We start from the raw sequence: 26,647 nt of genomic DNA on the forward strand, positions 1-26,647 counted from the left end.
AAAGATCCGTCCGGCACGACGCTGTCGATCGGTGATATCGAACTGTTTGTCCCGACCGGTGGGTTCTTTGCCTCCGGGACCCGGTTCTACAGCTACAACGGCCAGGCCATCGCGACCCGGACACGTTCGGGCGGTCTCACCTGGAAGCTGGCGGATCACCACGGCACCGCCTACGCCACGGTCGACGCGGCCAATCTCGCGGTGACCAAGCGCTGGCAGGACCCCTACGGGGGTGATCGCGGCACCCCGGCGTCGAACTGGCCGGACAAGCACGGATTCCTCGGCGGCTACCAGAACACCACCGGTGTCACCCACGTCGGTGCCCGCGATTACGACCCGCTCGCGGGGCGGTTCATGACTGCGGACCCGGTGCTCGACACCAGTAACCCGCAGGCGCTCAACGCCTACAGCTACGGCAACAACAGCCCGGTCTCGTTCAGCGACCCCACCGGCATGATCCTGCAGATCGACGGCCGCCCCGCCTACATCGGCACGGACGCGATGAGCACCATGGGGGCCGAGGCTTGGGATAGGGCATTCCGTTACAACGCCGGTGTCGCCCGCAACTGGTTCTACGCGGTGACGCATAAGACTCGACCGACATACCCTGGGTTTGTCGGTCGAGAGAACCATCTCATGTCGCCGAAGCAACGGCGGGCGAAGTGGGAGACGGAGTTCGCCAACTGGTCGTTGCAGCCGCCGGACCACCGTCCGCAGGACTGTGACCAGTTCGCCGCTGCGTTCTGCTCTGAGTTTCCAGATGTCCGCGCCTGCGACCCGTCACCGCCCAGCCTCGAAGAGACGCTGGAAGTGGTGGGACTCCTCGCCTCGATACCTACGGGCGCCTGGCTGGCACGCCTCGGCGGCGAAGCGGTCGCCGGAGCGATCGCCGGCATCGAAGGTTCGGTCGAAGCCGGCGGCGCCGTCGCAGCAGGCGCCGGCGCGGGCGCGTTGGGGGACTACAGCGGTTACCTCGTCGCAGCAAAGATCACCGCAGAAGCAGTCGGCGGCGACAGCGCAGCGGCCACATGTATGAACAGCTTCACCGGCAACACGCCTGTCCTCACGGCGGACGGAACCAGCAAGCCGATCGACGAGGTCAAGGTTGGCGATGTAGTCAGGAACGCCGAACCCGATAGCAGCTCCACCGAGCAGCATGTCGTGACCGCAGTGCACGTCACCGACGATGACCACGACTTCGTACGCCTCACGGTACTGACGTCGGATGGATCTCGGACGATCGTCACCACTGCCCACCACCCGTTCTGGAACGCAACTAGCCACACTTGGACCGATGCCGCCGATCTCACAAATGGTGACCAGCTTGCTACGCCGGGCGATGGTCGGGTGGTCGTGCGGCGTCTGCTTCGGTACACTGCCAGCGACCGCACCTACAACCTCACCGTCGAAAATGTTCACACGTACTATGTGCTCGCTGGGACCACGCCTGTACTGGTCCACAATTGCGCAGCGCCCGCCATTCGGATTTCTCCGGCCGCATCTGACTGGGCCACTAAGGGTGCACACATGCATGTCGGAAGTTCTGAAGTTAGAATTTTCCCTACGGGTGACGGCGGGGTCGGGTTCGAGGGGCTTCGCATGAGTAATGGAACGGCCAGTGCACGTGATGTAGAAACTGCGCGAAATGCCATCATGAGCACCCCCGAGCTAAGAGCCGATCTTATCGGCAAGGCGCGATCGGCAATGGCGGATATGAATGATCACAACTGGGGAAATTCGGTCAACCGAGCGTCGGAGATGAACTTCCTCATCAAGGCGCTGGAGAAGATTGGATGAGTGTCACAAGATTCCTCGCGGCCGTAGCCGTGACAGGAACAGTCGTTGGCCTCGGACTTGGTGCCTCTCCGGTGCAGATCCGCGATGCGCTGGGGAGCGAGTATATCGCGGATCGGAGGAAGAAGTCTCTTCGTCTGGATTACGGGCTACTGGAATTCAATTTGTTTGAAGGATCCTGTGAGACTATTGCAATACAGGTTCATCGGTTGGCAAACGGTATTGAAGGCCTAATTCCCGCTGCTTTGTGCGCCTTCTTTCAGGGTAATCCGAGGAGCATTCCATTTGAACCCATTCGCAATGAAATCGAGAGGGATGGCGCCTGTTTGTTGGAGGAGCTGCAAAAGCAGTATGGATATCGGTGCTATCGCGTTGCTGAATCTCATGTGAATCTCTACATCGTCGACGAAATCATGTCAGAGGGGGAGCCTTTTGCGCCCGGTGATCTGTGGTCGATTATGATTTCTGGGCGCGGTTGAAGGTAAAGGCTAATAGTAACACGGCCGTACGCCGGAGCTTCCACGATTTTCTCGTGGGAGCCCGGCGCGTCAGGACGCAGTTCAGCGGACTGCCGTCTAAGCGAGGGGCGGACTGTTAGGCACGTCGTCATCGAGAACACCGCCGCAGGGTAGCGGCTCGAATCGTCGGGGAGCGGGGGTGTGCTGGTCTTGATGTTGCGGGCGATGTTGCTCGTCGTGGGCGCGCTGCAGCTCGGCTTCACTCCACTCTCGGCGTACCTCAATGACCTGCGCGAGTTCCAGGACACCTCCCGGCCGGCCCGCCACGCCTCACGTCCTGCGCCAGCGGTGGCCTGCTCGCGGGCGCTGTAGCGGTCATGCTCCGCGGTGCGCATCGTGGCAAGAAGCAGGACATCCCGGTCCCCGTCCCCGAGCATCCTGGTGGCCATGGCGGCAGTCAGCCCGTCCGCGCCAAGGAACCGCTCCAGGTCATCCAGCCATACCACGCACTGCCGCTGCGCGAGCACCGCTGGCAGCACGGTGCCCAGAGATTCGCGGGTCGTGGGCGCGAGCAGCACATGGTCGGCTAGCACCGCCCGGACCGCCTCGTAGCCCGCGCGGGTCTTGCCCGCGGTGGAGTCACCAACCAGCAGGACAAAGCCGCCGTCAGCCACGGACTCCCACAGCTCGCGCTGGCAGTCCCGCAGTACATATGGCGGGACCCGATCAGCTGACTGGCCACTGATGCAGGCGCGCAGGGGGGCGGCGGGGTGCACCCGCAATAGGACCGGGTCATCCAAATCTCGTACGCGTCGCGGCCTGCCGGACAGGACCTGATCGGGCAGCGCCTCCTGCTGAGCGGCGCGCCGCTCCAACATAGCTTGCCCCCGGGCGCCGACGATGCCGAACACCGCGACCGCCAGGACTGACCCGACCGCCGCTGCTGCAGGTCCCGCCATCCACAAGATGGCCGCACCAGATCCCCCGGCAAGCACCGTCGCCCCGGACACCAGAGCCCAGCCGCGCCACTGCCCCATCCCCGTCATGCGCCACCCCTAAAGGAACACCCCGACACCCATCACCATCGGCCCTGCCGAGACCAGCGCCTAGCCTGCATCTAGGTGACAGTCCACGGTCGACCGGAACGAGGCGTGGCCAATGTGCTGGATCTCCGGCCTGACCGCGTGGCAACGCCTGTTCCAGCACGGTCGTCTCCAGGCGGCACAGACCGTCCCCGCACACGGCGCCGCTGGCGCGGTCGTGACGCAGCTCGCCCGGGAGTTCGGTGCCTAGGTCATCGGTACCGGGCGAGCTGTGGACCGCCAGGCGGCGCTCGCCCTCGGCGCGAACGAGTTCCTCGACCTCGACCACGACGATCTCGGCGACATCGGCGGGGTCGACCTGGACTTCGACGTCATCGGCGATGACATCCAACGGCGCTCGACGAGCATCGTCCGTCCCGGCGGGACGGTGGTGTCGGTGGTCGGGCCCGCTGAGGCTCGCCCGCCGACGGTCTCGCGATCGACTTCGTCGTCGAATCCGTTCCGAGCCAGCTGACGGAGATCGTCGACCGGGCGCGGGACGGGCGGCTTCACATGCACATCGGAACCGTCGCGACTCTCGACGACGCCGTCCCCGCGCTCAACCCGACCAAGCGGCGCAAGGGCAAGACCGCCATTCGCGGACGCCCCGGGCCGGGGTGGTCGGTGACGAGATTGCAGATCATGAACACCCGGCCGGGGGATGCTCGATAACCGCGCCCAGCGCTGCCTGGCGCCAGTTTCCGCAGGTGAACTGAAGGGCGCCGGGGTGACGAGGTCGCGCGGCCGGTTACGGCAGGCGAGGGGTGCGGCTGCTCTATCCGGGTTACCGTGATGACCTGCGAAGACGCACACCCTGCCAATCATCGGGAGCGGGTGGCCGGGACGGAGGCAGTCATGGCGACACGACGCGCCCCGGCCGGCGGGGTGCCGGCCTGGATCGAGCCGATGCTCGCGACACCCGACGGCGGCTGGCTGCCGTCGGGGCCGGAGTGGGCGTACGAGTACAGACTGGACGGCTACCGCGCCTGCATGCGCATCGCACGTGACGGCACAACCGTGCTGACCAGCCGCAACGGCATCGACTTCACCGACGAGTTCGCCGACCTGGCCACCGTCCTGGCCCCCGCGCTGGACGAGCAGGACGCCGTACTGGACGGAGAGGTCGTCGCCTACAGCCCGGCCGGCCGGATCGACTTCGAACGGATGCAGGAACGCCGCGGCCGCTACCAGACCCACCGCAGCTCCATCCGCCGCGACGAGCCGTTCGAGTCCGACATCGAGGTCCGGCTCATCCTGTTCGACCTGCTGCACCTGGCCGGCCGATCCCTGCTCGCCGAGCCCTATGACGAGCGCCGCGCCCGCTTGGCCGCGCTGCCGATGCCCGACCCGTACCGGGTGTCGGTGGTGCGGGCGTTCACGTTCACCGAGCTGGACGCCGACCGCCGCACCCCCGCCAACCTGCTCGAGCACGCGTCGGCCGCCGGCTACGAGGGGCTCGTCGCGAAGCGCCGCACCGGGACTTACCAGCCGGGCCGGCGCAGCGACGGCTGGCGCAAGCACCCGCTGATCCGCACCACCGAGGTCATCGTCTGCGGCTACCGGCCCGGCCAGGGCCGCATCGCCGGCCGGATGGGCGGCCTCGCGCTCGGCGCCCACGACCCCGACACCGGCGACCTCGTCTACATCGGAGACGTGGGGAGCGGCTTCAGCGAGGCCGACCGCTCCCGTCTGCAAGCCCGCCTCGAGCCCCTGGAGCGACGGACGCATCCGTTCGCGGTCGCGCCGCCCCGCGCGGACGTCGCCCATGTCCGCTGGGTCGAACCCGAGCTCGTCGGCGAGGTTGTGTTCCGCGCCTGCACCAGCGCCGGCCGCGTCCGGCACACCGCCTGGCGCGGTCTACGCGAGGACCGCGGCCCCGATGAGGTCGTCGCACCCGATCCTGTGGTGGCATCGGCCGAGACAGCGGCGGCACCAGACCTGGCGGGCACCGCCGCCCCGGTCGAGGCGGCTGCCGCGCCGGCCGCAGCACCGACGGCCGCCCTGGGGAAGAAGGTCACGGTCCAGGCCGGAAACCGGCGTCTGACCCTGTCCAACCTCGACAAACCGCTCTTTCCCGATGGGTTCACCAAGGGCGAGGTGATCATTCACCGGACTGCGGATCCTAGATCCGGAGAACCCGCTGCTATTGGCCGCTTGCCTCCGGCAGGGCCGGGCGTCGGGCGGCGAGCAGCACCTGTGGGTGCTGCGGTGGCTGTGGAGGAAACCGCAGGTCGGCGACCAACTCAAGACCGGCGTCGGCCAGCATTCCAACCAGCTCTTCGGGGCGGTACAGGTGGGTCGTCCAGGACACCGGCAGGCCGCCGTAGCCCTTGGTCCGCGGCACGTCGCCATCGCCGACATGGGTGCCAACCAGGACCTGACCACCGCGCACGAGCGCCCCAGCGAAGGTCTTCAGCACACCTGGAAGCAGCTCCCGCGGGAGGTTGAACAGCGACCACCAGCCGAGCACGCCGCCTAACGATGCCGGCGCGAGGTCGAGTTCGGTCGCCGACGCGACAGAAAACCGCAGGTCGGGGTACAGCTGCCGGGCGTGCTCGATCATGCGCGGCGACAGGTCGACGCCCGCTGCGTCCAGCCCGAGTTTGGTGAGGTGCGAAGTGATGGTGCCTGGGCCGCAGCCGACGTCCAGGACCGGGCCGAGCCCCCGGACGGAGTCGGCAAAGGCGGCAAGCGCGGCCTGTAGCCACGGCTCCTCCTCCAATCGACCCACACCAAGCTCTACATAGACGTCGGCGACCCGGTCGTAGGATTCACGGACCGCAACAAGATCGGATGGCTGCACGTAGGGCATCCTATCGAGCCCGCGTTCGAGTGTCGTTCTCCTTTCACTAGCGGCGAAAGCACCCGTCGGCGATGGAGTGGCTAGGTCATGGGTGGTCGCCAGTTGCGGAAGGTGGGTGACCGTCGCTGTAGCCGAGAAGCCGACGCGGAAGTCTACGGCGCGCGCCGTCGGTAATGGCCAGCGAACCGGGCCGGCTGCACTGGCCGAACGACAAGGCCCTGCTGAGAGCCGGCAGTCAGCCACGGGGATGGCAGCATCGCGAAAACGCAACCGGGTGTGGTGTGGAGTTCCACCTGCTCGTTGCCCCTTGCGCAGCGCACGGGACAGTGGGTCTGCCCGAAGGTGGACGATTCGGGTGCACCGGCGCGAGCCCCGTCGGCGCCGACGGGGCCGGCCGCAAAGGCTTTCCGGGACTCCTACTGCTATCCCGCGACTCCCGGCACCGGACCGGTGGAACATCGACGCGTGCGGAGGGCAGATCGGCAGCACCCTGTCTGGTTCTACAGCCCCTACTACGTTGGGTTCGTGCCGCCGGACGTCACCATGAGCTGGGACCCGTCAGGGTACAACTACTCCGGCGACCCCGCCTGCAAGTCCGAGGTCATCCAGGTCAGCTTCGGGCAAGCCGACAGTCCGGGTGTCAGCTGGCCGATCACGATGAAGAGCCCGGTCGCCTACAGTCTCGACCCGGACACCGATCCCCTCTACCGCTTCCGGACCGCGCAACCGTCGGATCTGCCTGCTGATCCGTTGTCCTGAACTCCGGCCTGACGGGCGCGGGCGCTGGTACGATCCCGAGGTGGCCGACTCGGAGCGCCCTGAAGCGGGGTGCGTTCTCCTCATCCCGTCGGCCGGGCGCCGTTCGTGGTCGGCGGCTTGGGCGGAGACCACGACCGGCGAACACCGCGAGTGGTTCGACGGCGAGAGCTTCCGCGACGTCGTGCTTTGGGCACTCGGTCGAACGATCGAGGTCTACTTGCGGGAACCTAGCGGAGAACTGACCCGGCTCGTCCCTCCCGTCGCGGAGTGAGTGTCCGTCCGGTCCCGCGACCGACCGTCGTTGATGCCGGGCGCCTTGCGCTACAACGTCTCCGTAGCTTGCTGTCGCCTGCCGTGCGGGCGCCTGGCTAGCGCTGTTCGATCGCTTGGTACTCGACGGCATCCCGCTCGAGCTCCCGAAACGTCGACTGGTAGCGCTTCACCGCATCGGGTTCGGTGACGAAGACGGTGCTGTGCAGATGGAGCAGTGCGACAGTGAACACCTTGTCCTCGGTCTCGTAGATCCTGAAGGGCTCGATCACCCCGGCAACGCACGTGCTCGCCGGGACGATCTTGATGCTCAGGTGTCGGTGACTCGCTGCGGCGCCGTTCAGGTGCGCTCCGAAGTCCCCTTGTGCGGCCGACTCGCCCAGCAAGACAACCTGGGGGCAGTGAGGTCGGCGATCCAGCTGACGGACCTGACGCTCGAACAGTTCCTGGTCGAGGTCGTCCGGCCGGATTGCCCGGCCCTGGAGGATCGCGCGGGTGTAGTCGGGAGTTTGCAACGGCTCAGGGATGATATGGGGCGCCCACTCCAGGATGCGGATCGCCATTTCCTCGAAAATCTGCTGCAGGGTGAACGAATCGGCACCGGAGGTTTCGAAAAGGTTTGGATGGTCGAGCCGCCGCCGGAGTTGCATGATGCGCCCGTACTCTGAGGCGTCTACCTGGAGAAAACCGAGTATGTGCGCTACTTCTTCCAGCGTCGGCGATCGTTTACCGGTTTCCCACAACGACAACACTTGCGCCTGGACGCCCAGCTGGTCCGCCAACCGGCGCAGACCCATTCCACGCCGAGTCCGGGCCGCCCGCAGTGACGCGCTCAACGCGAGCAGGGCCGGAAGGCGTGACGCTGTCTTGCTCATAGGGTTCTCACTCCAGAATCAGGCAAAGTCGGAACGACGCCGGCTTCGGTGTCGTCGGCGTGGGATCGCAGCAGTTCGAGCAGCTCGGACAGTTCGTCGGCGATCTCGTTCTGCTCCTCGGCGGTGGCTGTGCCGTCTCGAAGCTGGGTGATCAGCGGGTAGAGCCGCCAATGCCGTTGCTTCGAGGAGGTCGACGAGCTGCTGTGTGGCACGGGTCATGTCAGCCCCGGTTCCGGTTGGACGACAGTCCGAAGTGGATAGTCTCCGTAGGCCGGCCCGAATCCGGCAGAGCAGAACGAAGTCCGGGTGTTCCGCCAGAAGCAGATCGGTCTCGGTCGGCCAGGTGATCTCGGACGACTGCACCTGGGCACACCACCAAAAGGGTTCATCGGGTCACCGGTTTCGACTGGCCTAGGCCACGTAGACGGCGCCACCAGGAACGGTCGCGTGCTTCGCTGCGGCAGCGCGTCCGCCCGCGCACGAGGACCGCGCGGCACGCAGCGCACGTCCCCTGCGGCGCTTCGATCATCGGTGCCGCCGAGAAGTGGCCCCCGCAAAGTCCCACGTAAGAGCCGGAGCACTTCATGCCGTTCACGAAACCTGCCTCGGTGACGAGGTGGTTCAGGCCGGTCGAGGCCTCGGTGATCCAAAACAGGCGTGGCCGAGGTTCGGGTCTTGAAGGCGCTGCGGTGGTCATGGCGAATCTCCGCGGTCGAGTGCTCGTGGGAAGTGTGGGTGCTCGGCCGCTGCGCCGGGTCGGGGCAAGCGCAGCGGCCGAGCTGCTCAGGGGGTGTTCGCGACTGTCGGCGTCGCCGTCATCTCCGGTCGCCGGGGAGATCTCGGTCCAGCAGCACCTGGGCGTGGCTGACCAACTCGGCCATCGCCTGACGAGGCAGGATCGCGGGCCGGCCGTGGGTGCCCACTCGGACGGCGCGGACGAGTCCGTCGGCTGTTTCGACCAGTCCGAGCGCCACCTGGGTCGCGATACCCGCAGGCGAGCGCGCGGGGACGATCAGCGGTACTCCGTGCCAGCGGTGTTCTCGCATGCTCGCCTCCCCGCTACCCTGTCAGGGCCGTGAGCTGCGCGCTGACAGTGCTACCGACTATTGGTAGCAAGTGTCAGCGCTGGTAGCGACGCTGTGCAATGCCCTGATCAGGTGACATCTGCGGCGGCATCCACCTGCATTAGCATGTGCTGCATGGCTGGTAGCACCGCGAGGCGCCGATGAACCTCGGCGAAGCGCTGAAGAGTGCCCGAGAGGCGCAGGGCATCTCGCTGCGGAAGCTGGCCGTGCTCATCGGCCGCAAGGAGTCGGACTCGGGATTGATCTCTCGTTGGGAGACCGGCGAGCGCAATCCGAAGCCGGAGGACGTGGCGGCGATCGTCGAGGCGCTCGACATCGGCGATGACGTGGCCGCCGAGCTGATGGCCCTGGCCACGAACGCGGGGCAGAGCGGGCGTTGGCACGCCGTGACGGTGGCCGAGCGGCGCCAGCAGATGAACGCGCTGCTCGCAGCAGAGCGCACGGCGACCACAGTCACACACCTGGCGCCACTGCTGATCCCCGGCGTGCTTCAGACGAGTGCGGTCATCCGCGCCATGATGGAAGAAGGCGACGTACCCGTCGGCGAGATCGACGAGCGCGTGGCGATCCGGATCGGCCGACGCGACCTGATCACCCGCAAGTCGCCGGCCAAGCTCGACGTCGTCCTCGGTGAAGCGGCGATCCGACAGGCCATCGGTGGTCGCGAGGTGTGGGCGGAACAGCTAGCCTATCTCGCGGAGATGATGGAGCTCCCCAACGTCGAGGTGCGGATCGTTTCGTTCGGCGCCGGCTGGACACCCGTTCTGGCTGGGCCCTTCATCCTGTTCGACTCGGACCAGGCGCCGTCGATCATCAGTCTCGAGCTGCACCGCGGCGGCCTGATGCTCTACGCCGACGAAGACATCGCTGTGCATCGGCAAAAGGCCGAGGCGGCACGTAGCAAGGCGATGAGCGTCGAGGACAGCCTCGACCTCATTGCGAAGGTCAAGAGCGAGCTGTTGGAGGCGACGGAATGACGAACTCGACCGGCTGGTTCAAGTCGAGCTGGAGCACTGAAACGCAGGACTGCGTCGAGGTTCGTCATGGCGATGAAGTCTGTGTGCGTGACTCGAAGGCCCCGTCCCAGGGGCAGCTCGCGGTCGACCAGGCAGCTTGGGTAGCACTTTTGGATCACCTGAACGCTTGACGAGGGGTCAGGGGGTTGTCGAACGCATGTTCTACGGTTTGATAGCTTGGCCGCGCCGAGGTCGTGAAACTCTGAGCGGAGGTCGTCGTGGCGTGGTTGCTGAAGGAACGGGCATCCGGCCGCGAATGGCGAGTCGGCGACAGCGACCTCGCCTGGGAAGCCGGCGGCTACGACTCCGCGCGCTTCGAACTCCACGTTCTCGACGAGGACGTCGTCGGTACCCCGGACGGCGTGCCCGCCGGAGTGACGACTCGATAAGGCGATCTTCCGCTCGCGGACTCCTGTTCCCGGCTGGACCTGCCATGATCGGTTCCCAGGGCCGATCGGGAGGTGAGGCCGCTGTGGACGTCGGTGTTCGCTTGCTCGTGGGGCTGGCACTCGGCTTGGCTGCCGCCCCAGTGGTCGCTCGTCTCACCCGCCGGGCCGCTCACGCGCCCCTGCCGCGTCGGTACGTCGCCGAGACGATCGCCGCCGCTGCGGTGGCCGGAGCGGCCGTCGCGCTGTGGGCTCCCGCCGTCATCGCCGTCGGGGCGACGTTCGTCCTGCTGGGCATCCCGGCGGCCGCGGTCGACGCCGCCGAGCACCGGATCCCGCACCTGCTCAGCCTGCCGCTCGTCGGCGCCACCGTGGTCTGCTCGGTCGTCGCCGCCATCGCCGGGCCGGACGTCGGGGGCGGCGTCCGTGCCCTTGTCAGTGGGGCCTGTTGGGGCTTGCTACTGCTGTTCTCCTACTTACTCAGCGGCCAGCCCGGGCCGGGTGACGTAAAGCTCGCGCCGAGCGTCGGCGTGCTGCTGGGCTGGCTCGGTTGGAACTGGGTGCTGGGTGGACTCATCGCCGTCTACGTCCTGACGGCTGCCGCCGGCGTCGTCGGTGTCGTCCTGCGGCGATACTCCTTCCGGGCCGGCCAAGTGCCGATGGGCCCGCCGATGATCGCGGTCGCGCTGGCGTGCGGCACTCTGGCGCGGTAGTGAGCCGACCGGATCACGCGAAGCGTCGCGGGAACAAGTTCGACGGGTCGTAACGGGCTTTCGCCTTGGCGAGCGGCCCTTGTGCCGTCCCGAGGTGACGCGTCCAGTCCGCCCTGGTGAACGGGATGGCTCCGGTGGGATAGCTGGTACCGCCCAGGCTGACCGCCACTTCGTACCACTGCCGGTTTCCGGCCACCATGTCTCGGGCCTTGGCCGGGTCGGTGGCGAAGCGAAGTCCGGCGACCAGGTAGGCCATGCTGCCCTCGGGTAACCGGAAGAGCGGGGTGCCGAAGGCAGTGGTGGCCATCGGGTAGATGAGGATCAACCCGGACGCGCCCAAGTCGGCAGGTTCGAGGTCGGCCATGATCTCGCCCGTGAACGCATCGAGCTCCGCGTCGGGCAAAAGCAAATTGGGCCACGGGTGCGGGGCTTGCCATTCGCCGGTGCCTTCGAGGTAGGTCACCGTCTCGTCGAGGCGCGTGAGGAACTCCCAGTAGCTCAAGTTCTCGATCTTGTCGCGGGCGGCCACGAAACCAATTCCCGAAACGAGCAGGTGATCGTCGGGCTCGCGAGGCGGCGTGTAGTACGAGGCGACGTCCAGCATGTACACCCAGCCGTCCGGAGTGGGCAGTATCTCTCCCTGCAGGAAGTCGAACCGGCCGTCGGCGAGCAGCCTGCGCTGGCTGACGAGCAACTCGTCGATGGTGGGGTAGTAGACCTTGATGCGCCGCACGCGCTCAGGCGCCGGGATCAGCGGCAGGGTGGCTCGCACGATGATTCCGCATTGACCGAAACCTCCCCGCACGGCGTGGAAGAGGTCGGACAGCTCGGTCGGTGAACAGTGGCGGAGGGCTCCGTCGGCCGTGACAACGTCGAGAGCGAGCACGTTGTCCGTCTGGACTCCGTACCGATGGCTGGTACCGCCGATCCCGCCTACCGAAAGAGTTCCGCCGACGGAGGTCCCCAGGTAGTCGGTGAGGACGCGCGGTGTCAGTCCGTGCTGGAGTGTGCGTGCGAGAAGTGAGTTCCAGGTTGTGCCGGCGTCGACAGTGACCTGGTCCTCGGTGAGGTCTTGAACATCGGCCAAAGCGGTCAGGTCGATGACCAAGCCGTCGAGTGCCTGCGCCTGTCCCAAGCTGCTGTGGCCGCGCCCGCGGGCCACGACCGGGATGTCGTGGGCCGCGGCGACGGGCAGGACGATCTCGATGTCGGCCGAGGATCCGGCGTGGAGTACCGCGAGCGGTGGGTGGTTGATGATGCCGCCGAAGTCGGCTGCCGCGAAGGCCGTCGAGGCAGGGTCGGTGACCATCGTGCCGTCGAAGTGCAGGTGAGAAAAGACGTTGGTCAAAGTGCTGTCCCATCCTTCAGATTGGCGATGCCGGCGCGCACAACAGCTTCGGCGGGATCGCCTCGCCGTTCGAAGATGTCCGCGGCCTCCTCGAGCCGGCAGCGCGCCATGGTGCTGTCGCCGCGAGCGTCCCACGTCCGGCCGAGAGCCCAGAGGGTGTCGGCTTGTCCCTTGTCGTCGTGTGCGGCTTGCTGTACCGAAAGAGCCTCTTCGAGCCGGTGCAACGCATCATCGAGCATGCCGGCGGCGAGGTAGGTCGTCCCCAGCTGGTAGAGCGAGAGCCCTTCGCCGTATTTGTCGTCGATGGACCTGCAGAGTGCCAGGGCTCGGCCGGCATATCCGAGTGCGTCGTCGGTGTGCATCTCTGCTCGGCAAAGATCGGCGAGATGGACCAAGGCCACCGATTCGGCGTGCCGGTCGTTCTGGCCGCGGTGTATCACCATGCCGTGTTCGAGCGCGCTCCTGCCCTCGCTGACGTCCTCCATGTCCGCGTGCGCGAGCCCGATGCCGATGTAGCACCACGCCGACCTGGTTGGCTCTCCCTCGCTTTCCAGCAGGTCCAGTCCCCGCTGGAACGCTTGACGGCCCTTGTCCGGGCTGCCCAAGCCGAGTTCCACGAGACCGAGTCCGGTCAGCATGTCGGCCTGCAGGCAGGGGTCACCGAGCTGGTCCGCGGCTTCCAAGCCCAAGCGGTAGGTGCGTTCCCAGATCGTCCACGGCTTGCGCAGGTGGAAGTAGGAAAAGAGTGCTTGCGACAGGCTGCACGCCAGAGCAGGGTGCCCGATCCGGAGAGCGAGGCCGACCACCGACGGAAAGCTGGCCAGTTCCTGCTCGCACCAGGCGAACGCTTCGGCGTAGCCGGGTAGCGCGGTATCGGAGGTCGGTGGCCGGAACGGCTCGAGAGCGCGCCCGGCCGCGCCGGCGGTGTCGAGGTACCACGACAGCTCACGTACCTGAGCTTGCTCGATCTCTTGGGGCGCGTCCACGGCGAATGCCTGTTCGGACGCGTACACCCGCAGCAGCTCGTGCAGCCAGAAGTGGTCTCGGTCGGCCTCCTCGACCAAGTGGCAAGTGGCGAGCGCGCGAAGGAGCTGCGCTGCCTGGTCGGGCGGTATGTCAGCGAGCGCCGCGGCCGCCGGAACGCCGATCTCCTTGCCGGGGTGCAGGCCGAGCAGCCGGAACATCCGGGCCGCCGAAGCCGGCAGCGCCCGGTACGACCAGGAGAAGACGGCCCGGACGTCGGCGTCCTCGTCCGATGCGAGGGCGGCGAGACGCTGGCGCTCTTCGGCGAGGTCCTCGGCGAGCTCGGACAGCCGGATGGGGTGGGCTGCGATCCGTTCCGCGGCGACCGCGACGGCGAGCGGGAGATGACCGCACCGATCGAGGACGGCTTGCGCTGCCGCCGGCTCTTCGTCGACCCGCGGGCCCACGACTTCACGCAGCAATCGGAATGAATCGCCGGTGGCAAAGGAGGTGAGTGCCAGCTGCGTCGCACCTGCGCGCACGACCAGCCCCGTCAGCATGATCCGGCTCGTCACCAGGACCGTGCTGCCGGCTGCGCCGGGGAGCAGGGGACGCACCTGTTCCGAAGAAAGCGCGTTGTCGAGCACGACCAGGATGCGGCGGTCGTGGGTCATCGTGCGGAACAGTGCTGCGCGCTTCTCCTCGCTGGCCGGTACGTCCGCGGGAGTGAGCCCCAGGGAGATCAGGAAGTTTTCCAGTATTTCGGTGGCGCTGGTCGGCGATTGGTGTCCCGAATGACCGCGAAGGTCCGCGAACAACTGACCGTCGGGGAAGCGGTCGATCTCGCGATGGGCCCAGTAGAGGGCGAGGGTCGTCTTCCCGACTCCGGGTGGCCCGTGGACGGTCGCGATCGACAACCTGTCCGCTCTTCCCGAGGCGCTGTCGAGAGCCGACAGCTGAGAGCTTCGCCCGACAAACCGGCCCGGAGCTGCCGGCAGCTGGGCCGGGCGCGCCACTGCGGCTTCCGAATCACTCCGGCGTGGGCGCGGAATTAGTGCCAGCAGTTCGCCGCCGGCCTCGAGCGCGATGTCGCACGCCTCCGCCAGTTCCGTGGTTGCTGCACGGCGGCCGTGCTCGACGTTGGCGAGGTGAGCTCGACTGTAGTGAGTGCGAGCGGCGAGTTCGGTCAACGAAAGGCCGCGGGCGAGGCGAACGTCCCGGAGCTCGTTTCCGAAATTATTTCGCTTTTTCGCTTCCGTTCTCCGCGTTTCATGTTTCTGGTACATGAAAACAGAAACCCCCTGGTAATCGCGGTCGCTCCGGTTGATCCTGGGATGGAAGCACCGAGCGACGGATACGTACCCCTCGGCAACGAGAATAGCGCTGCGGGAGCTTCGAGACAGGGCAAGTTGCGGGACGCCGCGAGCAAGATCGTCAGCGAGATGGACGATCGAACACTGTAAGTGGTCCAAAGTTGGTCCGTGAACCCAAACGGGTGACGACTTGAACGGTGCGTGGCTAGCTCCCTGTAGCGACTCCGCTTGGCTCGTTCGAGGTGAACCTGTCCGGTCGGAATGACGCGCGTTCACGCAGAACGCCGCGCGCCTCGATTCAGCGAACTCAACACATTCATCGGAGAAGTAAATGTCATTCTTGACGTATCTTCAGCGGGCGTCCGCTGTCAGCTTGGTTGTTCTGTCGTTCGGTTGCTCCGTGGCGATGGATGCATCCGCTCAGCCGACGACGGAGAAAGCTGCGATCATTGGTTGCGGCTACCTCGGCGGAGGCGAATACGAGCATTGCGATAACGGTTCCGGGTCGACGGTGATGCTCGATGTTCAGGACATTTTCTTCAACTTGTACCACTACTGTGTCGGCCCGGGGACGACCAACCTCCAGCCGGTGATCCGGTGGCGCGTGATCGGCGCTTGGTGGAACGGCGGTGTGGGGTGCGGCCCGGGGTACTACGGGCCGGCGTGATGGGGCATCGCGCCACACATTCGTGTGAACAGAGGGCAGCGCGCTGATCGGTTCGTCCGCGCCTGGTTTGGATGGCCTGGTCGAACACACTGCAGGAAGGCCGGAATATGCCCAAGAATCGGTTCTCGGTTGTCTCGCTGCTCCTCGTCGTCGGTCTGCCGGGATGCGCGGGTGACGTGGAGAAGCCAGCGGCCATCACGACGTCCGCGCCAGTGTCGCTTCCGTCAGGGGTGGAACCTGCCGAGCCGGCTTCGAAGGCATCGAGCGCTGCGCTGGCCGCATACGAGCTCTACTGGCAGATCAGCGAACAAGCCGGTCGCGCACCGCGCGAGAAGGATTGGCGACCGGAGCTGGTGAAGGCAATGGCCGATCCGGCGCTGACCGACTACGTCAACGAGGTGACCAACCTGGCCTCGGTGCCGACGCACACCGTCGGCCGGTACGGACGAGCGCCGAAGGTGACTTCGGTGTCCCTCGGCCAGCCGCCGCGAGTGGTCATCACCGACTGCCTCGACGCCACCGACGTACACCTCATCAGCGACAAGGCCGGTGAGGCCGGCCGGAATCTGGACAATCCGGCTCAACCTCGGCGGTACGAGTTCGAGGCCCAGGTGGTCCGCTACCCGGACCCCGATCGGTGGCTGGTTCAGCAAGTCCAAGCACGTCTGGAGAAACCATGCTGAAGGAAAGCTGCGTCCTCGCCGCCGGCCTCGTCGTGGCCGCGGTGCCGACGGTGGCATACGGACAGTCGGGGTCAGGTGGATGTGAGTCGGCCAGCACCCGCGGGATTTGCTGGGTGACGGCCACCGACCCAGGCCGGACAGGCAGCACAGCGACTGGCCGTACGCCTCAACGCGGGACCTCGCAGGGTCATCAGGCTGGCTCATCCGGAGGATCACGTACGTCCTGCGTCGACCAGCTGTGGACTCCGCCGCCCGCGGGTGATCCGCTGTGGGGTGGCCATTCACCATCCGATGGCTCGCTGAAGCTCTTGATCTGTCAGGGCGGTGGCGCTCTGCAGGGGTGGCCGCGGGTGGTGTTCGCGCCGAACGGGCAACCGGTCGTCGTCCCGCAGGTGTCGCCGGCGGAGCTGGCGGAACAGGCCATCTCGGAGATGGCACTGTCCGCGCCTGACATCCGGCTCGCGCCCCCGGCGGACTCGCCGCATGGCGCGACCATCGGCTTTCCGGTCTGGATGTGGACCGCTCGCCGCGAAGCCACCGTCGGCCCACTGACGCGCACCGCCAGCGCCGGCCCGGTCAGTGTGACCGCCACGGCCACCTTGGCCAAGATCGACTGGTCGATGGGCGATGGGACCGCGGTTAGCTGCCCCGGTCCCGGCACTGAGTTCGCCGACAGCCTGGCCGGACAGCCGTCCCCGACCTGCGGACACGTCTACCGCGACCTCGTCGCTGGGGGAGTGGCCGGGATCAACGCCACGAGCCGCTGGGAGATCCGCTGGTCGGGCGGCGGGCAGAGCGCGTTCAGGACAATGGCGCTGACTTCGTCGGCGCGGCTGCCGGTCCGGGAGATCCGCACCTTGAACACCCGGGGACCGCGATGACGACGCGGGTTCAGCAGCTGCGCGGCCTTCCCGACGCCCCACCTCCGGAGCCGGTTCCGCTCCGGCCACCGCGACGTCGCCGCTCCAAGCTGCTCGTTCTGCTCGGTGTCCTGCTGTCCGCGCTCTCCGCGGTCGGGATCGTCTGGGTCTTCCGCGCGACCGACGAGGCAGTGGCCTCGGTCGGTGTCGCCCGGCTCGTCCGGTACGGCGAGGTCATCACCGCCGACGCGTTGCGGGAAGTCCAGGTCCGGCCCGATCCCGGTGTCCGGCCGCTGCCGTGGGACCGGCGGTTGGACGTCGTCGGCCGGACATCCCCGACCGATCTGCACCCGGGTGAGATCGTGACGCCCGACGCGGTGACCGACTCGGCCCCCGTCCCGGGGGCCGGGCAGCAGCTGGTCGGCGTGCCGGTCAAGCCGGGGCAGCTGCCCGCCGCGCCGCTGCAGCCCCGCCAGCCGATCCTCCTGGTCCCCGCCGGTGCCGCCGGAACCGTCGCCGAGGCGTGGCCGCCGGTCCGCGGCGCCGTGATCAGCGTGAGCGACCGCGATGCGACCTCGACCCAGGTGATCGACGTCGTCGTGCCGGAAGCGAACGGCGTCCAGCTGGCCTCGCGGGCCTCGGCCGGCGGCGTCGCCATTGTCGTGCTGCCGAAGGACCGGTGATCGGCGTGCTGATCTCCTTCATCTCCGTCAACGGCAGCCCCGGTGTTTCGACGGCGGCACTGGCTTTCGGCTGGGTTTGGCCGCGACACGCGGTCGTCGCCGAGTGCGACCCGGCCGGCGGCCGTGCGCTCAGCGTGTTCGACCCCGAGGGAACCCACGGACGAACCGGGGTGTTCGAGCTGATGCTTCAGGCACGGACCATGCCGCTGCACCGCGCGATGTCGAGCCAGCTGCTCGTCCTGCCGGACGGCACCGGCCGCCACCACCTGCTGCCCGGCGTCGGCTCTCCGCGCGAAGCCGACAGCCTGGACTGGCGACGGCTGACGTCCTTGTTCCTGGACCTGGAGACCGTCGACGTCCTCGCCGACTGTGGCCGGTTCCGCAGCCGGGCCACCGCGGCCGCGATCCTGTCGGAAGCCGACCTGGTCGTGGTGGTCGTGCGCAACTGCCGCGGTTCACTGCAAGCTCTCGCGAAGGCCGTCGATGTCATCCGGGTGGAGCACGGCGTCTTCGACGACGAAGGGCTAGTAGTCCTCGTCGCCGACCCGGCTCCGCGGATTCACCAGCGCTATCCACACGGCGAGATCGCGAAGGAGCTCGGCCTCCACGTCGTCGGCACGGTGCCCTGGGACCCGGTCAACGCGGCACAGTTCTCCGACCTGCACCGGCCCGGCCGGAAGTTCGAAACGTCGCCATTGCTGGCCGACGCCCGGAAGACGGCCGGCGAGGTCGGCCGCCGCGCGATGGAGCGGATGAGCTGGCTGCGGAAGCCGCCGCCGGTGGTGAACGACCATGTCCTTTGACGTCGCCACGTTCGCCGGTATCGACGATGTCGTCGATGCTGTGCAACAGCGGCTGGCGCCGCTGGTGCAGCAAAGGATCGCAGCAGGGGAGCGGGACGAGCGCGCGGTCGCGGAGGTCCTGCTCGACGACGTCCTCGCCACCGTGATCAAGGAGTGGGCCGGGTCCGGTCGTCCGTTCCTCGACTTCGAGCAGGAACAGGCGGTCCGGGCGGGTGTCCTGGCCGAGATGTTCGGCCTCGGCCGGCTCGAGGTGCTCCTGGCCGACGACGGGGTGGAGAACATCGACATCATCGGCAGCGACCCGGTGTGGCTGTCCTATCACGACGGCAGCGTCGGGCGGGCGCCGCGGATCGCGCCCACCGACCAGGCCGTCGTCCAGTGGCTTCAGCGGATCGCCGCCCGGATGGGCCGCACCGAGCACACAATCAACGAATCCCGCCCTCTCCTCAACATGGAACTGCCCGGTGGAGAACGGCTGGCCGCGGCGATCGGCGTCACCGACCGGCCGCACATCTCGATCCGCCGGCATCGGCTGCCCACGGCCGGCCTGGAGGTTCTGCGGCAACGCGGCATGCTCTCGACCGCCCAGCTGGCCTTCCTGCGCGCGGCGGTGCGAGCCGAGAAGAACATCGTCATCTGCGGACGGCAGAAAGCCGGGAAGACGACACTGCTGCGGGCGCTGTGCTGGGAGGTCCCGGCCACCGAGCGCTTCGCCACGCTGGAGACCGAGTTCGAACTCGGCTTGCACCGCCATCGCGACCGGTTCCCCGCCGTGGTCGCGTTCGAAGAGCGGGAAGGCAACACCGAGCGGTGGGAGAACGGCAAGCCGGTCGGCGGCGTGGACCTGCCGCGGCTGGTCTGGCAGTCGCTGCGGATGCACACCGCGCGCACCGTGGTCGGCGAGGTCCGCGGCGGCGAGATCGTCCCGATGCTCAACGCCCTCGCCGCGGGTGGTGCGGGATCGCTGTCCACAGTGCACGCCCGCAGTGCCGCGCAGGCGATCCACCGCATGGTGCTGCTGTGCCTGGAGGCGAACGCCGCGTGGACGCCCGAGTTCGCGTACGAGCTGGTCGCGAACACCATCGACCTGATCGTGCACGTCGACCTCGTGCAGGAACCCGGCCGCCTCGATCGGCACGTCGCCGAAATCGTCTCCGTCGAGCCGGGGGAGTACGGGCGCCCGGCTCGTACTTCCCTGTTCACTCCCGCGCCGACCGGAAATCTTCCGACCGACATCGCGGACTACGAGCGCGGCGGCTTCGACCGGGTCTGGCTGACCGGCGGTGGCGATGGCGGCTGGCTGACCGATCGGAGCGGACGATGACCGAGTCCGTCCTCGCACTGGCCGGCGGCGGAGCGGGTCTGGGAATCACCCTGGCCGTGCTCGGTATCTACGGGCGTGAGTCGTCCGAGGTGCCTGCCTTCCGACGCGGCCGACGGTGGCTGCTCGTCCGGCGACGTAGCTCGGTGAGGTGGGGGCTGGCCTGCGGTACTGGTGCTCTGGTCTGGCTGATCAGTGGCTGGCCAGTAGCGGGAACGGCCGTCGCAGCGGCCGGGGCGTTCCTGCCGTGGCTCTTCGGCGCCGGCAATCTCGCCGGCCGGCGGGTCGAGCGGCTGGAAGCGCTCGAGGATTGGCTGCGTGGCCTCGCGGATGTCCTGCGCGCCGGCAACGCCGGTCTCGTCGGCGCATTGCAAGGCTCGGCCAACGACGTGGCCCCTTCCATCCGCTCCGAGGTAACCACGCTGGGACAGCGGCTGCGCACTTGGGACCTCGCCGAGGCACTGCTGCAGTTCGCCGACGACGTCGACGACCAGATCGGCGACGCGGCGGCGGCCGGCCTCTGCGTCGCTCACCAGCAGGGGACCGGCACCGCCGAGCTGCTGACCACGCTGGCGCAGCAGGTCGCCGCCGACGTCGCGGCGCGCCGGGACGCCGAGACCGAACGCGCCCGGCGGCGGTCCGCCGCGCGGATTCTGCTCGGGCTTTGGACGGTGATGTTCGTCGGCTTCGCCGCGTTCGGCAGCGACAGTTACACGTCGGTCTACAGCTCCATCGGCGGCCAGCTGGCACTCGCCCTCGTGCTGAGCGTTGTCGGCCTCGCCGTGGTGTGGTTGCGCCGCCTCGGCGTAGAGCCACCAGCGCCGAGGTTCCTTTTCCGGGAGCCGACATGAGCACCGAGTCCGTGCTGATCGTACTGGCGATCACGGCAGCAGTCGGTGCGACCCTGATCGTGGCGGCCTTCGCACCGACGCGGCCACGCCTTGCCGATGTGCTCCGCGAAGCTCCGCGCGGTTCGGACGGGCTGCTCGAAGCCGTCGTCGTGCGTGCTGACCGCATGAAGGTCACGGCGAAGCCCGCTGATCTCACACTGGTCGGGCAGTCACGAGAGTCTTTTGTGGTCCAGCGGGTCGGCTTCTTGCTGGGCGGTGCTCTGTGGATCCCGTTCCTGACAACTGTGCTGGCTCTGATCGACGCCGCGCCGCCGATCGTGCTGACGGGCGCGGCGTCCGTGGGCTGCGCGGTCGTCGGCTGGCAGCTGCCCGTGGTGATGTTGAAGAGCAAGGTCAAGCACGCGCGAGCGACGTTCGCCGGCGCGCTGGCCGCCTACTGCCGGCTCGTCGCGCTGGGCCGGCTCGGCGACCGCGGCCCGGTCGAGGCACTGCGCTACCCGACCACGCTCGGCACCGGCTGGGCATTCCGCCGGATCAAGCAGGCCATCGACGAAGCTGTCCTCCGCGGCCGGATGCCCTGGGACGGCTTCGCCGAACTGGCCGAGGAAACCGGTGTCCGCGAGCTGAAGGACATCGGGCACATCATCGCCAGCGCCGGCCAGGACGGCGCCAGCATCGTCGACACCCTCCGCGCCAAGGCCGCCGCGCTCGACGAGAAACAGCTCGCCGACCGCAAGACCGGCTCCTCGGTCCGCTCGGACCGCATGGACATGCCCGTCGCCCTGCTCGGCCTGGCCTTCATCGCCTTCCTCGCGTTCCCCGGCCTGTACCTGATGCTTCACACCTGAGAGGAGAAGATCATGCTCGAAATGATCACGTGCTGGTGGCTCAGCCTCCGGACACGCTTGGACGAGTTCGCCGACGAGGGCGAGCGCGGCGACGAGAACATCACCAAGGCCTTCTACGCCGCGCTCGGGATCACCGTTGCCACGCTGATCGGCGCCGGGATCACGGCCTTCGTCAACGGCAAGCTCCCGCTGATCGGCGGCCACTGATGCTGCCCGGCGAACGCGGCGACGACAACGTCGCGGCCGCGGTCATCTTCAGCGCGATCCTGCTGGTGGCCTGGGCGATCCTGCAAGTCGCCGTCGTGCTCCTCGGTCGCGGTATCGCGCTCGAAGCCGCACGCGACGGCGTTCACGCGGCCAGGCTACCACCGGTGGACACGGCGGCAGCCGCCTCATCCGCGACCGCCTACGTCGCCCGGGCCACGGGCTCATGGCTGCACGATGCCGCCGCGCACGCCGAGACCGACGGCCGGAACGTCACCGTGACCGTTACCGGTGAAGCAGTTTCTCTGCTGCCGTTCGCGCAGTTCCCGATCAGCCAGACCTCGTCCGGCCCGATCGAGGAACTGCGCCCGTGAAACCGTCCGAGCGCGGCGACATCACCATGGAATCGGCGGTCGGCGTTGTCGCGCTCTTCCTGGTCCTCGGGCTCGGCATCGCCGGCCTGCGTCTGCTCGTGGCCGACGCGGCCATCGACGAAGCGGCACGCTCGGCTGCGCGGGGGGCGTCGATCGCCCACGACGGCCGGACCGCCGCGGTCACGGCGGATCACCGTGCTCGGGCAGTCCTCGCCGAGCAGCAGCTCTCGTGCAGCAGCCTGGATGTCAATGTTGACGCCCGTGACTTCGCAAATTCGCTTGGGGAGACGGGTTACGTCGTCGCGACCGTGACCTGCGTCGTGCCGCTCGCCGACTTGGTCCCGGGGATCGGCGGCTCGAGGACACTCCGATCGGAGTTCCGATCACCGATCGACCGGTACGGAGCCCGATCATGACGTCGTTGCGCGGTGAACGCGGCTCGGCGTCGGTGCTGATCCTCGCTCTGAGCATCGCGGTGCTGGTCGGCGTCGGATTCGCAGTGGACGGAACTCGAAAGGGCCAGGCGTACTCCCAGGCGACTTCGATTGCGGAGGAGGCCGCACGTGCGGGCGGCCAAGCGCTGCGGACCCGCGCGCTGGCGGCGGGCGCAGGGGCGGACGTGGATCCCCAGCCGGCCATGGTCGAGGCGCAGCGCTACCTGACCGTGTCCGGTGTCAGCGGGACGGTGCGCTGGGTTGACGACCGCATCGTCGTCGACACCACGATCACCCGGCCGACCATCTTCCTCGGCTCGATCGGCATCGCCGAGTTCACGGTGCACGGCCGCGGCACGGCGGTCGTCGTTTCCGGGGGATAGGAGTAGAGCGATGTGTGGGAGGACTGTGCGGCTTGCGGCCGCCTCGGTGGTCGTGGTGGCGATCACGGTGGTGCCGCCGATGGCGCTGTGGCACTTCCGATCCGTGTTCCTGCCCGATCACGTGCCGAACGCCGCCGAGGTCGTCGCGTGGCTGACGACCGAAGACAACGGCCGGCTCTTCCTGTTGCTGTTGGTCGGCGCCGCTCTCGTGGCCTGGCTCCAGCTGGTCGTGGCGATCACGCTGGAGACGCTGGCCCGCCTTCGGGGCTCGGCCGTTCCTCGATTGCCCGGCTTCGGGTGGGCCCAGCGCATCGCCGCGGCCCTGCTCCTCGTCGTACTGACCGGCACAGCTGCCGAAGCAGCGGAGCCGACGGGCGACGAACCCCAGCCGACGCATGTCGTCGTCCCCGGCGACAGCCTGACGAAGATCGCCGCCGGTGAGCTCGGCAGTTCCGCGCGCTACCGCGAGGTCTTCGACCTCAATCGTGGTGTCCGCCAGCCCGACGGTCGCTTCCTTCAGGACCCGAACGTGCTCAAGCCGGGATGGGTTCTGCAGCTGCCGCGCGACTCCGACTGCGAAGAGATCGTCGTGCGTCCGGGCCAGACGCTGTCCCAGATCGCACACGAGCAGCTCGGTGACGCCGGACGCTACCGTGAAATCTTCGAACTCAACCGCGGCCGGCCACAGCCGTCGGGGCGGCCGCTCGAGGCCGTCGACGACATCCACCCCGGCGATGTCCTCAGACTTCCCGCGAAGGAGCCGGTGCACGGCGGGGGCGGCGCCGCGGCGGCAAGTCCCCGTCTGGCCGCCCTGAGCTCGTGTGAGCCTCCCGAACCGCCGCCCTCACAGGCTCCACAACCGGAAAGGCCACCTTCGCCACCGCACGGACACACAGCGCCTCCGCCCGAACGCCCATCGCCGGCCGGATCTGCGACGGCCGGGGACTCGCCGTCCGCCGTGGCCGCGAGCATCGGAGGTCTGCTGGCCGCAGGCATCTTGACCGTCCTGGCCGTCCGGCGCGGGCGAGCACACCGGCGACGCCGGCCCGGGCACCGAATCCGCATCCCGAAGCCGGGCGGCTTCGAACGGGAACTCCGGGCGGCCGAGGAGCCTGCGACAGTCGATGTCCTCGATCGCGCGCTCCGGACACTGTCCCGGACTGCTCGGGACACCGGTGTCGGCTTGCCGGCTTTGCTGGCCGCCAAGCTCGGTTCGCATGGCGTCGAGCTGCACCTGACAGATTCCTGCGAGCCGATCGAGCCGTTCGTCGCGGTGTCCTCGAAGGAGTGGAAGCTGGCTGCCGAAGCCGAACTCGACGCGAAGGCGAGCCCAGCTCCGTATCCGGCGCTGGTGTCCCTGGGCCACACGGCTCTGCGTGACCTCGTGCTGGTCGATCTGCGTCAGGCGGGTGTTGTGACTCTCAGCGGCGACAGGACGGCAGCTGAAGCGGTCTTGCTCGCGTTGGCCTGGGACCTGGCCGTTGCACCTTGGGCCGAAGAGACGGTGGTGACGCTCGTGGGCTTCGGAATGAGTTCGGCCGAGGTTCTGCCGGCGCGGACACGATTCGCCGAGGACTGGGATGACGCGTTGCGTCAGGCTCCGGAGTCCGAGACGACGGAGCTGATCCTGGCGGCGGACCCTCCGGACGCCGAGCATGTCCGCGGGCTGAAAGCACTTCTCGGCAGGCCCGGTCTCGAGGCTGTCGTGACGGTCCACAGTGACGAACTGCTCCTCCCCGGCGCGTGGCGCCTCGACGTCGGCACACCTCGCACCTTCGTGAGACCTCTCGGTGAGGAAGTCGAGCTGCAGAAGCTGACCTCCCGCCAGGTGGACGAGCTGGTCGCGGCTCTCGCTCGCGCCGACGAGGCGGTCCAGGTCCCGGCGGAGCCCTATCGCAACGTGCCGCCCGAGGAAGCCGGTCTTCCCGGACCAGTTCCTGCCGCCGGATCGACCACGCGGTCCCTGCAGGTGCTCGGCCCGGTCCGCCTGCTCGGAGCGGATCCGCGGGCCGTGGAAGCCAAGAAGCTCAACCGCCTGGTCGAACTCGCCACCTTCCTGGCGCTGCACCCGGGTGCGACCGCCGACGAGATCTCGCTCAAGTTGGGGACCGAGGCACAGCCGTGGTCCGCGACGACCCGGCAGGGCTACATCTCGCGGCTGCGAACCTGGCTCGGGCGCGACGTGAACGACGACCTCTACGTGCCGAACGTTGACGCGAGGCACGGCTACCGGATGTCCGAGACGTTCGGCTGCGACTGGCGCACGTTCCAAGCCCTGGCCCTGCGCGGACTGGCGCGACCGCAGGTATCGGTCCAGGACCTCCAAAAGGCTCTCGACCTGGTCCACGGCACACCGTTCGGCAACGTCCCGGCAGCGAGGTACGCGTGGAGTTCATGGCTTCAGCGGGAGATGATCGACTCGATCGTCGACGTGGCCCACACGTTGGCCGACGCCTACCAGAAGGCCGGTGACCTGCCGGCCGCGCGCCGGGCCGCGATGCGAGGCCTGCAAGCCGAACCGGTGAGCGAGATCCTCTACCGTGACCTGCTCCGGACCGAGTACCGCGCCGGAAACCTCGTTGCCGTCAGGGAGACGGCGGACAAGCTCGCGGCGTTGGCCGCGTCGCTCGACGTGGAGCTGGACGATGAGACCAGCGCGTTGGTGAGTTCGCTGTTGTCCGGACGGACGTAGGTACTCGTTGCGCCACCTGAGTTTCCCGCGCCCAAAGTCGAACAATTGATCGAATTATGACGTGTCCTATATGGACCAGACCGGCGTCGTCGTCGAGAATCCTCAGGTCAGGGTGGTCTTTTGGGTGACTCGCTCCCGCGTCGGTGGCGAAGGTGAGTGTGGTCGGCCGGAACTTACCTGGCGAAACAACAGAGTTCATGGTCACCCTGTTTGGATTTTGTGTCGCGCTGGTAATACGCTGTGTGGTGTCGGCCGAGATGGGCCTGACGGCTAGTTCCACTATGGAGGACTGGAATGACGAACAAGGCCCAGCTGATCGAGGCGCTGTCGGAGCGTCTGGGCGACGACAAGAAGGTGGCTGCGCAGGCCGTTGACGGCTTGGTGGACATCATCATCCGGACGGTCAACAAGGGCGAGAAGGTCAACATCACCGGCTTCGGGGTGTTCGAGAAGCGTGCTCGTGCCGCTCGTACGGCGCGGAACCCGCGTACCGGTGAGGCTGTGAAGGTCAAGAAGACCAACGTTCCCGCCTTCCGTGCCGGCACGACGTTCAAGGACGTCATCTCCGGTTCGAAGAAGCTGCCGAAGGCGACGCCGGTCAAGCGCGCGACGGCCACCCGTGCCACCGCCACGAAGACGGCCGCGGCCTCGGCTCCGGCCAAGGCGACGACGACCCGTACCACGCGCGCGGCGGCGGCCAAGCCGGCCACGACCACGAGGGCGACGACCACGCGGACCCGCGCGACGCCGGCGAAGCCGGCCGCGAAGGCCACCGCCACCAAGGCTGCTCCGAAGACCACGGCGGCCAAGCCCACCCCGGCGAAGGCGACCACCACGCGGACCCGCGCGACCGCCGCCAAGCCGGCCGCCGCGAAGACCGCGACCGCGGCGAAGAAGCCGGCTGCAGCCAAGGTTCCGGCCAAGCGCACCTCGGCTGCTGCCAAGAAGAAGTAAGTCCCGCTTCATCCCTGAAGGGCTC

General features: G+C 67.8%; 28 protein-coding genes and 1 pseudogene. 22 read left to right on the forward strand and 7 right to left on the reverse strand.

Features of this window, described 5'->3' with window-relative positions; translation table 11 throughout:
• Positions 1 to 201 precede the first annotated feature (201 nt).
• Positions 202 to 1,797, forward strand: coding sequence for a polymorphic toxin-type HINT domain-containing protein (locus ACWEN0_RS28045; protein ID WP_451979689.1), 1,596 nt, complete (start codon positions 202 to 204; stop codon positions 1,795 to 1,797).
• Positions 1,798 to 2,188: 391 nt separating this feature from the next.
• On the opposite strand, the gene ACWEN0_RS28050 is transcribed toward ACWEN0_RS28045, so the two are convergent.
• On the reverse strand, positions 2,189 to 3,298 hold the full coding sequence (locus tag ACWEN0_RS28050; RefSeq protein WP_451979691.1) for a hypothetical protein: 1,110 nt from the start codon (positions 3,296 to 3,298) through the stop codon (positions 2,189 to 2,191).
• Between the two features lie 268 nt (positions 3,299 to 3,566).
• Between ACWEN0_RS28050 and ACWEN0_RS28055 the strand changes: the two genes are divergently transcribed.
• The gene (locus ACWEN0_RS28055; RefSeq protein WP_451979694.1) at positions 3,567 to 3,809 is read left to right on the forward strand and encodes a hypothetical protein; all 243 of its coding nucleotides are present in this window, start codon (positions 3,567 to 3,569) and stop codon (positions 3,807 to 3,809) included.
• Between the two features lie 380 nt (positions 3,810 to 4,189).
• Positions 4,190 to 5,437, forward strand: a pseudogene (ligD, locus tag ACWEN0_RS28060) (non-homologous end-joining DNA ligase); the annotation flags it as partial.
• A gap of 40 nt (positions 5,438 to 5,477) precedes the next feature.
• On the opposite strand, the gene ACWEN0_RS28065 reads toward ligD, so the two are convergent.
• Positions 5,478 to 6,596, reverse strand: coding sequence for a class I SAM-dependent methyltransferase (locus ACWEN0_RS28065; RefSeq protein ID WP_451979833.1), 1,119 nt, complete (start codon positions 6,594 to 6,596; stop codon positions 5,478 to 5,480).
• Between the two features lie 66 nt (positions 6,597 to 6,662).
• Here ACWEN0_RS28065 and ACWEN0_RS28070 point away from each other — a divergent pair, with 66 nt between their 5' ends.
• On the forward strand, positions 6,663 to 6,896 hold the full coding sequence (locus tag ACWEN0_RS28070; protein ID WP_451979697.1) for a hypothetical protein: 234 nt from the start codon (positions 6,663 to 6,665) through the stop codon (positions 6,894 to 6,896).
• Between the two features lie 368 nt (positions 6,897 to 7,264).
• Here the strand turns inward: ACWEN0_RS28070 and ACWEN0_RS28075 are convergent, their stop codons facing one another.
• The 3 genes from ACWEN0_RS28075 to ACWEN0_RS28085 form a co-directional block, all read right to left on the reverse strand.
• A complete protein-coding gene (locus ACWEN0_RS28075; protein WP_451979700.1) occupies positions 7,265 to 8,041 on the reverse strand; it encodes a Scr1 family TA system antitoxin-like transcriptional regulator in 777 nt (258 codons plus the stop codon).
• Positions 8,038 to 8,253 (reverse strand): hypothetical protein, encoded by a 216-nt coding sequence (locus tag ACWEN0_RS28080; protein WP_451979703.1) that lies wholly within the window; start codon positions 8,251 to 8,253, stop codon positions 8,038 to 8,040. Before ACWEN0_RS28080 ends, ACWEN0_RS28075 begins: the two co-directional genes overlap by 4 nt.
• Before the next feature lie 603 nt (positions 8,254 to 8,856).
• The gene (locus tag ACWEN0_RS28085) at positions 8,857 to 9,087 is read right to left on the reverse strand and encodes a hypothetical protein (RefSeq protein WP_451979706.1); all 231 of its coding nucleotides are present in this window, start codon (positions 9,085 to 9,087) and stop codon (positions 8,857 to 8,859) included.
• Between the two features lie 179 nt (positions 9,088 to 9,266).
• On the opposite strand from ACWEN0_RS28085, the gene ACWEN0_RS28090 reads away from it, so the two are divergent.
• The 4 genes from ACWEN0_RS28090 to ACWEN0_RS28105 all read left to right on the forward strand — a co-directional run bounded on the left by ACWEN0_RS28090 (position 9,267) and on the right by ACWEN0_RS28105 (position 11,241).
• Complete coding sequence (locus ACWEN0_RS28090; RefSeq protein WP_451979709.1) at positions 9,267 to 10,103, forward strand: helix-turn-helix domain-containing protein; 837 nt, start codon at positions 9,267 to 9,269, stop codon at positions 10,101 to 10,103.
• Complete coding sequence (locus tag ACWEN0_RS28095; protein ID WP_451979712.1) at positions 10,100 to 10,273, forward strand: DUF397 domain-containing protein; 174 nt, start codon at positions 10,100 to 10,102, stop codon at positions 10,271 to 10,273. The genes ACWEN0_RS28090 and ACWEN0_RS28095 overlap by 4 nt, the downstream gene beginning before the upstream one ends.
• An 87-nt stretch (positions 10,274 to 10,360) precedes the next feature.
• Entirely contained in the window at positions 10,361 to 10,531 is a 171-nt protein-coding gene (locus ACWEN0_RS28100) for a hypothetical protein (RefSeq protein ID WP_451979715.1), read from the forward strand.
• Positions 10,532 to 10,614: 83 nt separating this feature from the next.
• The gene (locus tag ACWEN0_RS28105) at positions 10,615 to 11,241 is read left to right on the forward strand and encodes a prepilin peptidase (RefSeq protein WP_451979718.1); all 627 of its coding nucleotides are present in this window, start codon (positions 10,615 to 10,617) and stop codon (positions 11,239 to 11,241) included.
• A 13-nt stretch (positions 11,242 to 11,254) separates the two neighbouring features.
• On the opposite strand, the gene ACWEN0_RS28110 is transcribed toward ACWEN0_RS28105, so the two are convergent.
• Positions 11,255 to 12,589: an FAD-binding protein gene (locus ACWEN0_RS28110; protein ID WP_451979721.1), complete on the reverse strand. Its 1,335-nt coding sequence runs from the start codon at positions 12,587 to 12,589 to the stop codon at positions 11,255 to 11,257.
• Complete coding sequence (locus ACWEN0_RS28115) at positions 12,586 to 14,838, reverse strand: ATP-binding protein (RefSeq protein WP_451979724.1); 2,253 nt, start codon at positions 14,836 to 14,838, stop codon at positions 12,586 to 12,588. Before ACWEN0_RS28115 ends, ACWEN0_RS28110 begins: the two co-directional genes overlap by 4 nt.
• A gap of 358 nt (positions 14,839 to 15,196) precedes the next feature.
• On the opposite strand from ACWEN0_RS28115, the gene ACWEN0_RS28120 reads away from it, so the two are divergent.
• The 14 genes from ACWEN0_RS28120 to ACWEN0_RS28185 all read left to right on the forward strand — a co-directional run bounded on the left by ACWEN0_RS28120 (position 15,197) and on the right by ACWEN0_RS28185 (position 26,622).
• Positions 15,197 to 15,532 carry a DUF6355 family natural product biosynthesis protein gene (locus ACWEN0_RS28120; protein ID WP_451979727.1) on the forward strand — a complete coding sequence of 112 codons (336 nt, stop codon included), beginning with the start codon at positions 15,197 to 15,199 and terminating at the stop codon, positions 15,530 to 15,532.
• Positions 15,533 to 15,603: 71 nt separating this feature from the next.
• Positions 15,604 to 16,215, forward strand: a complete 612-nt coding sequence (locus ACWEN0_RS28125; RefSeq protein WP_451979730.1) for a hypothetical protein — start codon at positions 15,604 to 15,606, stop codon at positions 16,213 to 16,215.
• A gap of 350 nt (positions 16,216 to 16,565) precedes the next feature.
• The gene (locus ACWEN0_RS28130) at positions 16,566 to 17,096 is read left to right on the forward strand and encodes a hypothetical protein (protein ID WP_451979733.1); all 531 of its coding nucleotides are present in this window, start codon (positions 16,566 to 16,568) and stop codon (positions 17,094 to 17,096) included.
• Complete coding sequence (locus tag ACWEN0_RS28135) at positions 17,093 to 17,758, forward strand: SAF domain-containing protein (protein WP_451979736.1); 666 nt, start codon at positions 17,093 to 17,095, stop codon at positions 17,756 to 17,758. The genes ACWEN0_RS28130 and ACWEN0_RS28135 overlap by 4 nt, the downstream gene beginning before the upstream one ends.
• Positions 17,755 to 18,561 carry a hypothetical protein gene (locus tag ACWEN0_RS28140; protein WP_451979739.1) on the forward strand — a complete coding sequence of 269 codons (807 nt, stop codon included), beginning with the start codon at positions 17,755 to 17,757 and terminating at the stop codon, positions 18,559 to 18,561. Before ACWEN0_RS28135 ends, ACWEN0_RS28140 begins: the two co-directional genes overlap by 4 nt.
• Positions 18,551 to 19,885: a CpaF family protein gene (locus ACWEN0_RS28145; RefSeq protein ID WP_451979742.1), complete on the forward strand. Its 1,335-nt coding sequence runs from the start codon at positions 18,551 to 18,553 to the stop codon at positions 19,883 to 19,885. The genes ACWEN0_RS28140 and ACWEN0_RS28145 overlap by 11 nt, the downstream gene beginning before the upstream one ends.
• The gene (locus ACWEN0_RS28150) at positions 19,882 to 20,733 is read left to right on the forward strand and encodes a type II secretion system F family protein (RefSeq protein ID WP_451979745.1); all 852 of its coding nucleotides are present in this window, start codon (positions 19,882 to 19,884) and stop codon (positions 20,731 to 20,733) included. Before ACWEN0_RS28145 ends, ACWEN0_RS28150 begins: the two co-directional genes overlap by 4 nt.
• On the forward strand, positions 20,730 to 21,581 hold the full coding sequence (locus tag ACWEN0_RS28155; RefSeq protein WP_451979748.1) for a type II secretion system protein: 852 nt from the start codon (positions 20,730 to 20,732) through the stop codon (positions 21,579 to 21,581). Before ACWEN0_RS28150 ends, ACWEN0_RS28155 begins: the two co-directional genes overlap by 4 nt.
• Before the next feature lie 12 nt (positions 21,582 to 21,593).
• Positions 21,594 to 21,788: a hypothetical protein gene (locus ACWEN0_RS28160; protein ID WP_451979751.1), complete on the forward strand. Its 195-nt coding sequence runs from the start codon at positions 21,594 to 21,596 to the stop codon at positions 21,786 to 21,788.
• On the forward strand, positions 21,788 to 22,159 hold the full coding sequence (locus ACWEN0_RS28165) for a hypothetical protein (protein ID WP_451979754.1): 372 nt from the start codon (positions 21,788 to 21,790) through the stop codon (positions 22,157 to 22,159). Before ACWEN0_RS28160 ends, ACWEN0_RS28165 begins: the two co-directional genes overlap by 1 nt.
• A gap of 26 nt (positions 22,160 to 22,185) precedes the next feature.
• Complete coding sequence (locus tag ACWEN0_RS28170; RefSeq protein ID WP_451979757.1) at positions 22,186 to 22,575, forward strand: hypothetical protein; 390 nt, start codon at positions 22,186 to 22,188, stop codon at positions 22,573 to 22,575.
• A complete protein-coding gene (locus ACWEN0_RS28175) occupies positions 22,572 to 22,976 on the forward strand; it encodes a pilus assembly protein TadG-related protein (RefSeq protein ID WP_451979760.1) in 405 nt (134 codons plus the stop codon). Before ACWEN0_RS28170 ends, ACWEN0_RS28175 begins: the two co-directional genes overlap by 4 nt.
• A gap of 55 nt (positions 22,977 to 23,031) precedes the next feature.
• A complete protein-coding gene (locus ACWEN0_RS28180; RefSeq protein WP_451979763.1) occupies positions 23,032 to 25,668 on the forward strand; it encodes a BTAD domain-containing putative transcriptional regulator in 2,637 nt (878 codons plus the stop codon).
• 294 nt (positions 25,669 to 25,962) lie between these two features.
• A complete protein-coding gene (locus ACWEN0_RS28185) occupies positions 25,963 to 26,622 on the forward strand; it encodes an HU family DNA-binding protein (RefSeq protein ID WP_451979766.1) in 660 nt (219 codons plus the stop codon).
• The last annotated feature ends 25 nt before the right edge of the window (positions 26,623 to 26,647 follow it).

The sequence above is a fragment of the Amycolatopsis sp. NPDC004378 genome, from assembly GCF_053602455.1.

Bases quoted from the DNA above. Each gene is read 5' to 3' on its own strand.
- ACWEN0_RS28155 (WP_451979748.1), top strand. From the start codon at position 20,730: ATGAGCACCGAGTCCGTGCTGATCGTACTGGCGATCACGGCAGCAGTC.
- ACWEN0_RS28175 (WP_451979760.1), top strand. From the start codon at position 22,572: ATGACGTCGTTGCGCGGTGAACGCGGCTCGGCGTCGGTGCTGATCCTC.
- ACWEN0_RS28160 (WP_451979751.1), top strand. From the start codon at position 21,594: ATGCTCGAAATGATCACGTGCTGGTGGCTCAGCCTCCGGACACGCTTG.
- ACWEN0_RS28090 (WP_451979709.1), top strand. From the start codon at position 9,267: ATGAACCTCGGCGAAGCGCTGAAGAGTGCCCGAGAGGCGCAGGGCATC.
- ACWEN0_RS28125 (WP_451979730.1), top strand. From the start codon at position 15,604: ATGGCCTGGTCGAACACACTGCAGGAAGGCCGGAATATGCCCAAGAAT.
- ACWEN0_RS28150 (WP_451979745.1), top strand. From the start codon at position 19,882: ATGACCGAGTCCGTCCTCGCACTGGCCGGCGGCGGAGCGGGTCTGGGA.
- ACWEN0_RS28085 (WP_451979706.1), bottom strand. From the start codon at position 9,087: ATGCGAGAACACCGCTGGCACGGAGTACCGCTGATCGTCCCCGCGCGC.
- ACWEN0_RS28065 (WP_451979833.1), bottom strand. From the start codon at position 6,596: ATGTTCCACCGGTCCGGTGCCGGGAGTCGCGGGATAGCAGTAGGAGTC.
- ACWEN0_RS28170 (WP_451979757.1), top strand. From the start codon at position 22,186: ATGGAATCGGCGGTCGGCGTTGTCGCGCTCTTCCTGGTCCTCGGGCTC.
- ACWEN0_RS28185 (WP_451979766.1), top strand. From the start codon at position 25,963: ATGACGAACAAGGCCCAGCTGATCGAGGCGCTGTCGGAGCGTCTGGGC.
- ACWEN0_RS28135 (WP_451979736.1), top strand. From the start codon at position 17,093: ATGACGACGCGGGTTCAGCAGCTGCGCGGCCTTCCCGACGCCCCACCT.
- ACWEN0_RS28145 (WP_451979742.1), top strand. From the start codon at position 18,551: ATGTCCTTTGACGTCGCCACGTTCGCCGGTATCGACGATGTCGTCGAT.
- ACWEN0_RS28115 (WP_451979724.1), bottom strand. From the start codon at position 14,838: ATGTACCAGAAACATGAAACGCGGAGAACGGAAGCGAAAAAGCGAAAT.
- ACWEN0_RS28120 (WP_451979727.1), top strand. From the start codon at position 15,197: ATGTCATTCTTGACGTATCTTCAGCGGGCGTCCGCTGTCAGCTTGGTT.
- ACWEN0_RS28050 (WP_451979691.1), bottom strand. From the start codon at position 3,298: ATGACGGGGATGGGGCAGTGGCGCGGCTGGGCTCTGGTGTCCGGGGCG.
- ACWEN0_RS28095 (WP_451979712.1), top strand. From the start codon at position 10,100: ATGACGAACTCGACCGGCTGGTTCAAGTCGAGCTGGAGCACTGAAACG.
- ACWEN0_RS28165 (WP_451979754.1), top strand. From the start codon at position 21,788: ATGCTGCCCGGCGAACGCGGCGACGACAACGTCGCGGCCGCGGTCATC.
- ACWEN0_RS28075 (WP_451979700.1), bottom strand. From the start codon at position 8,041: ATGAGCAAGACAGCGTCACGCCTTCCGGCCCTGCTCGCGTTGAGCGCG.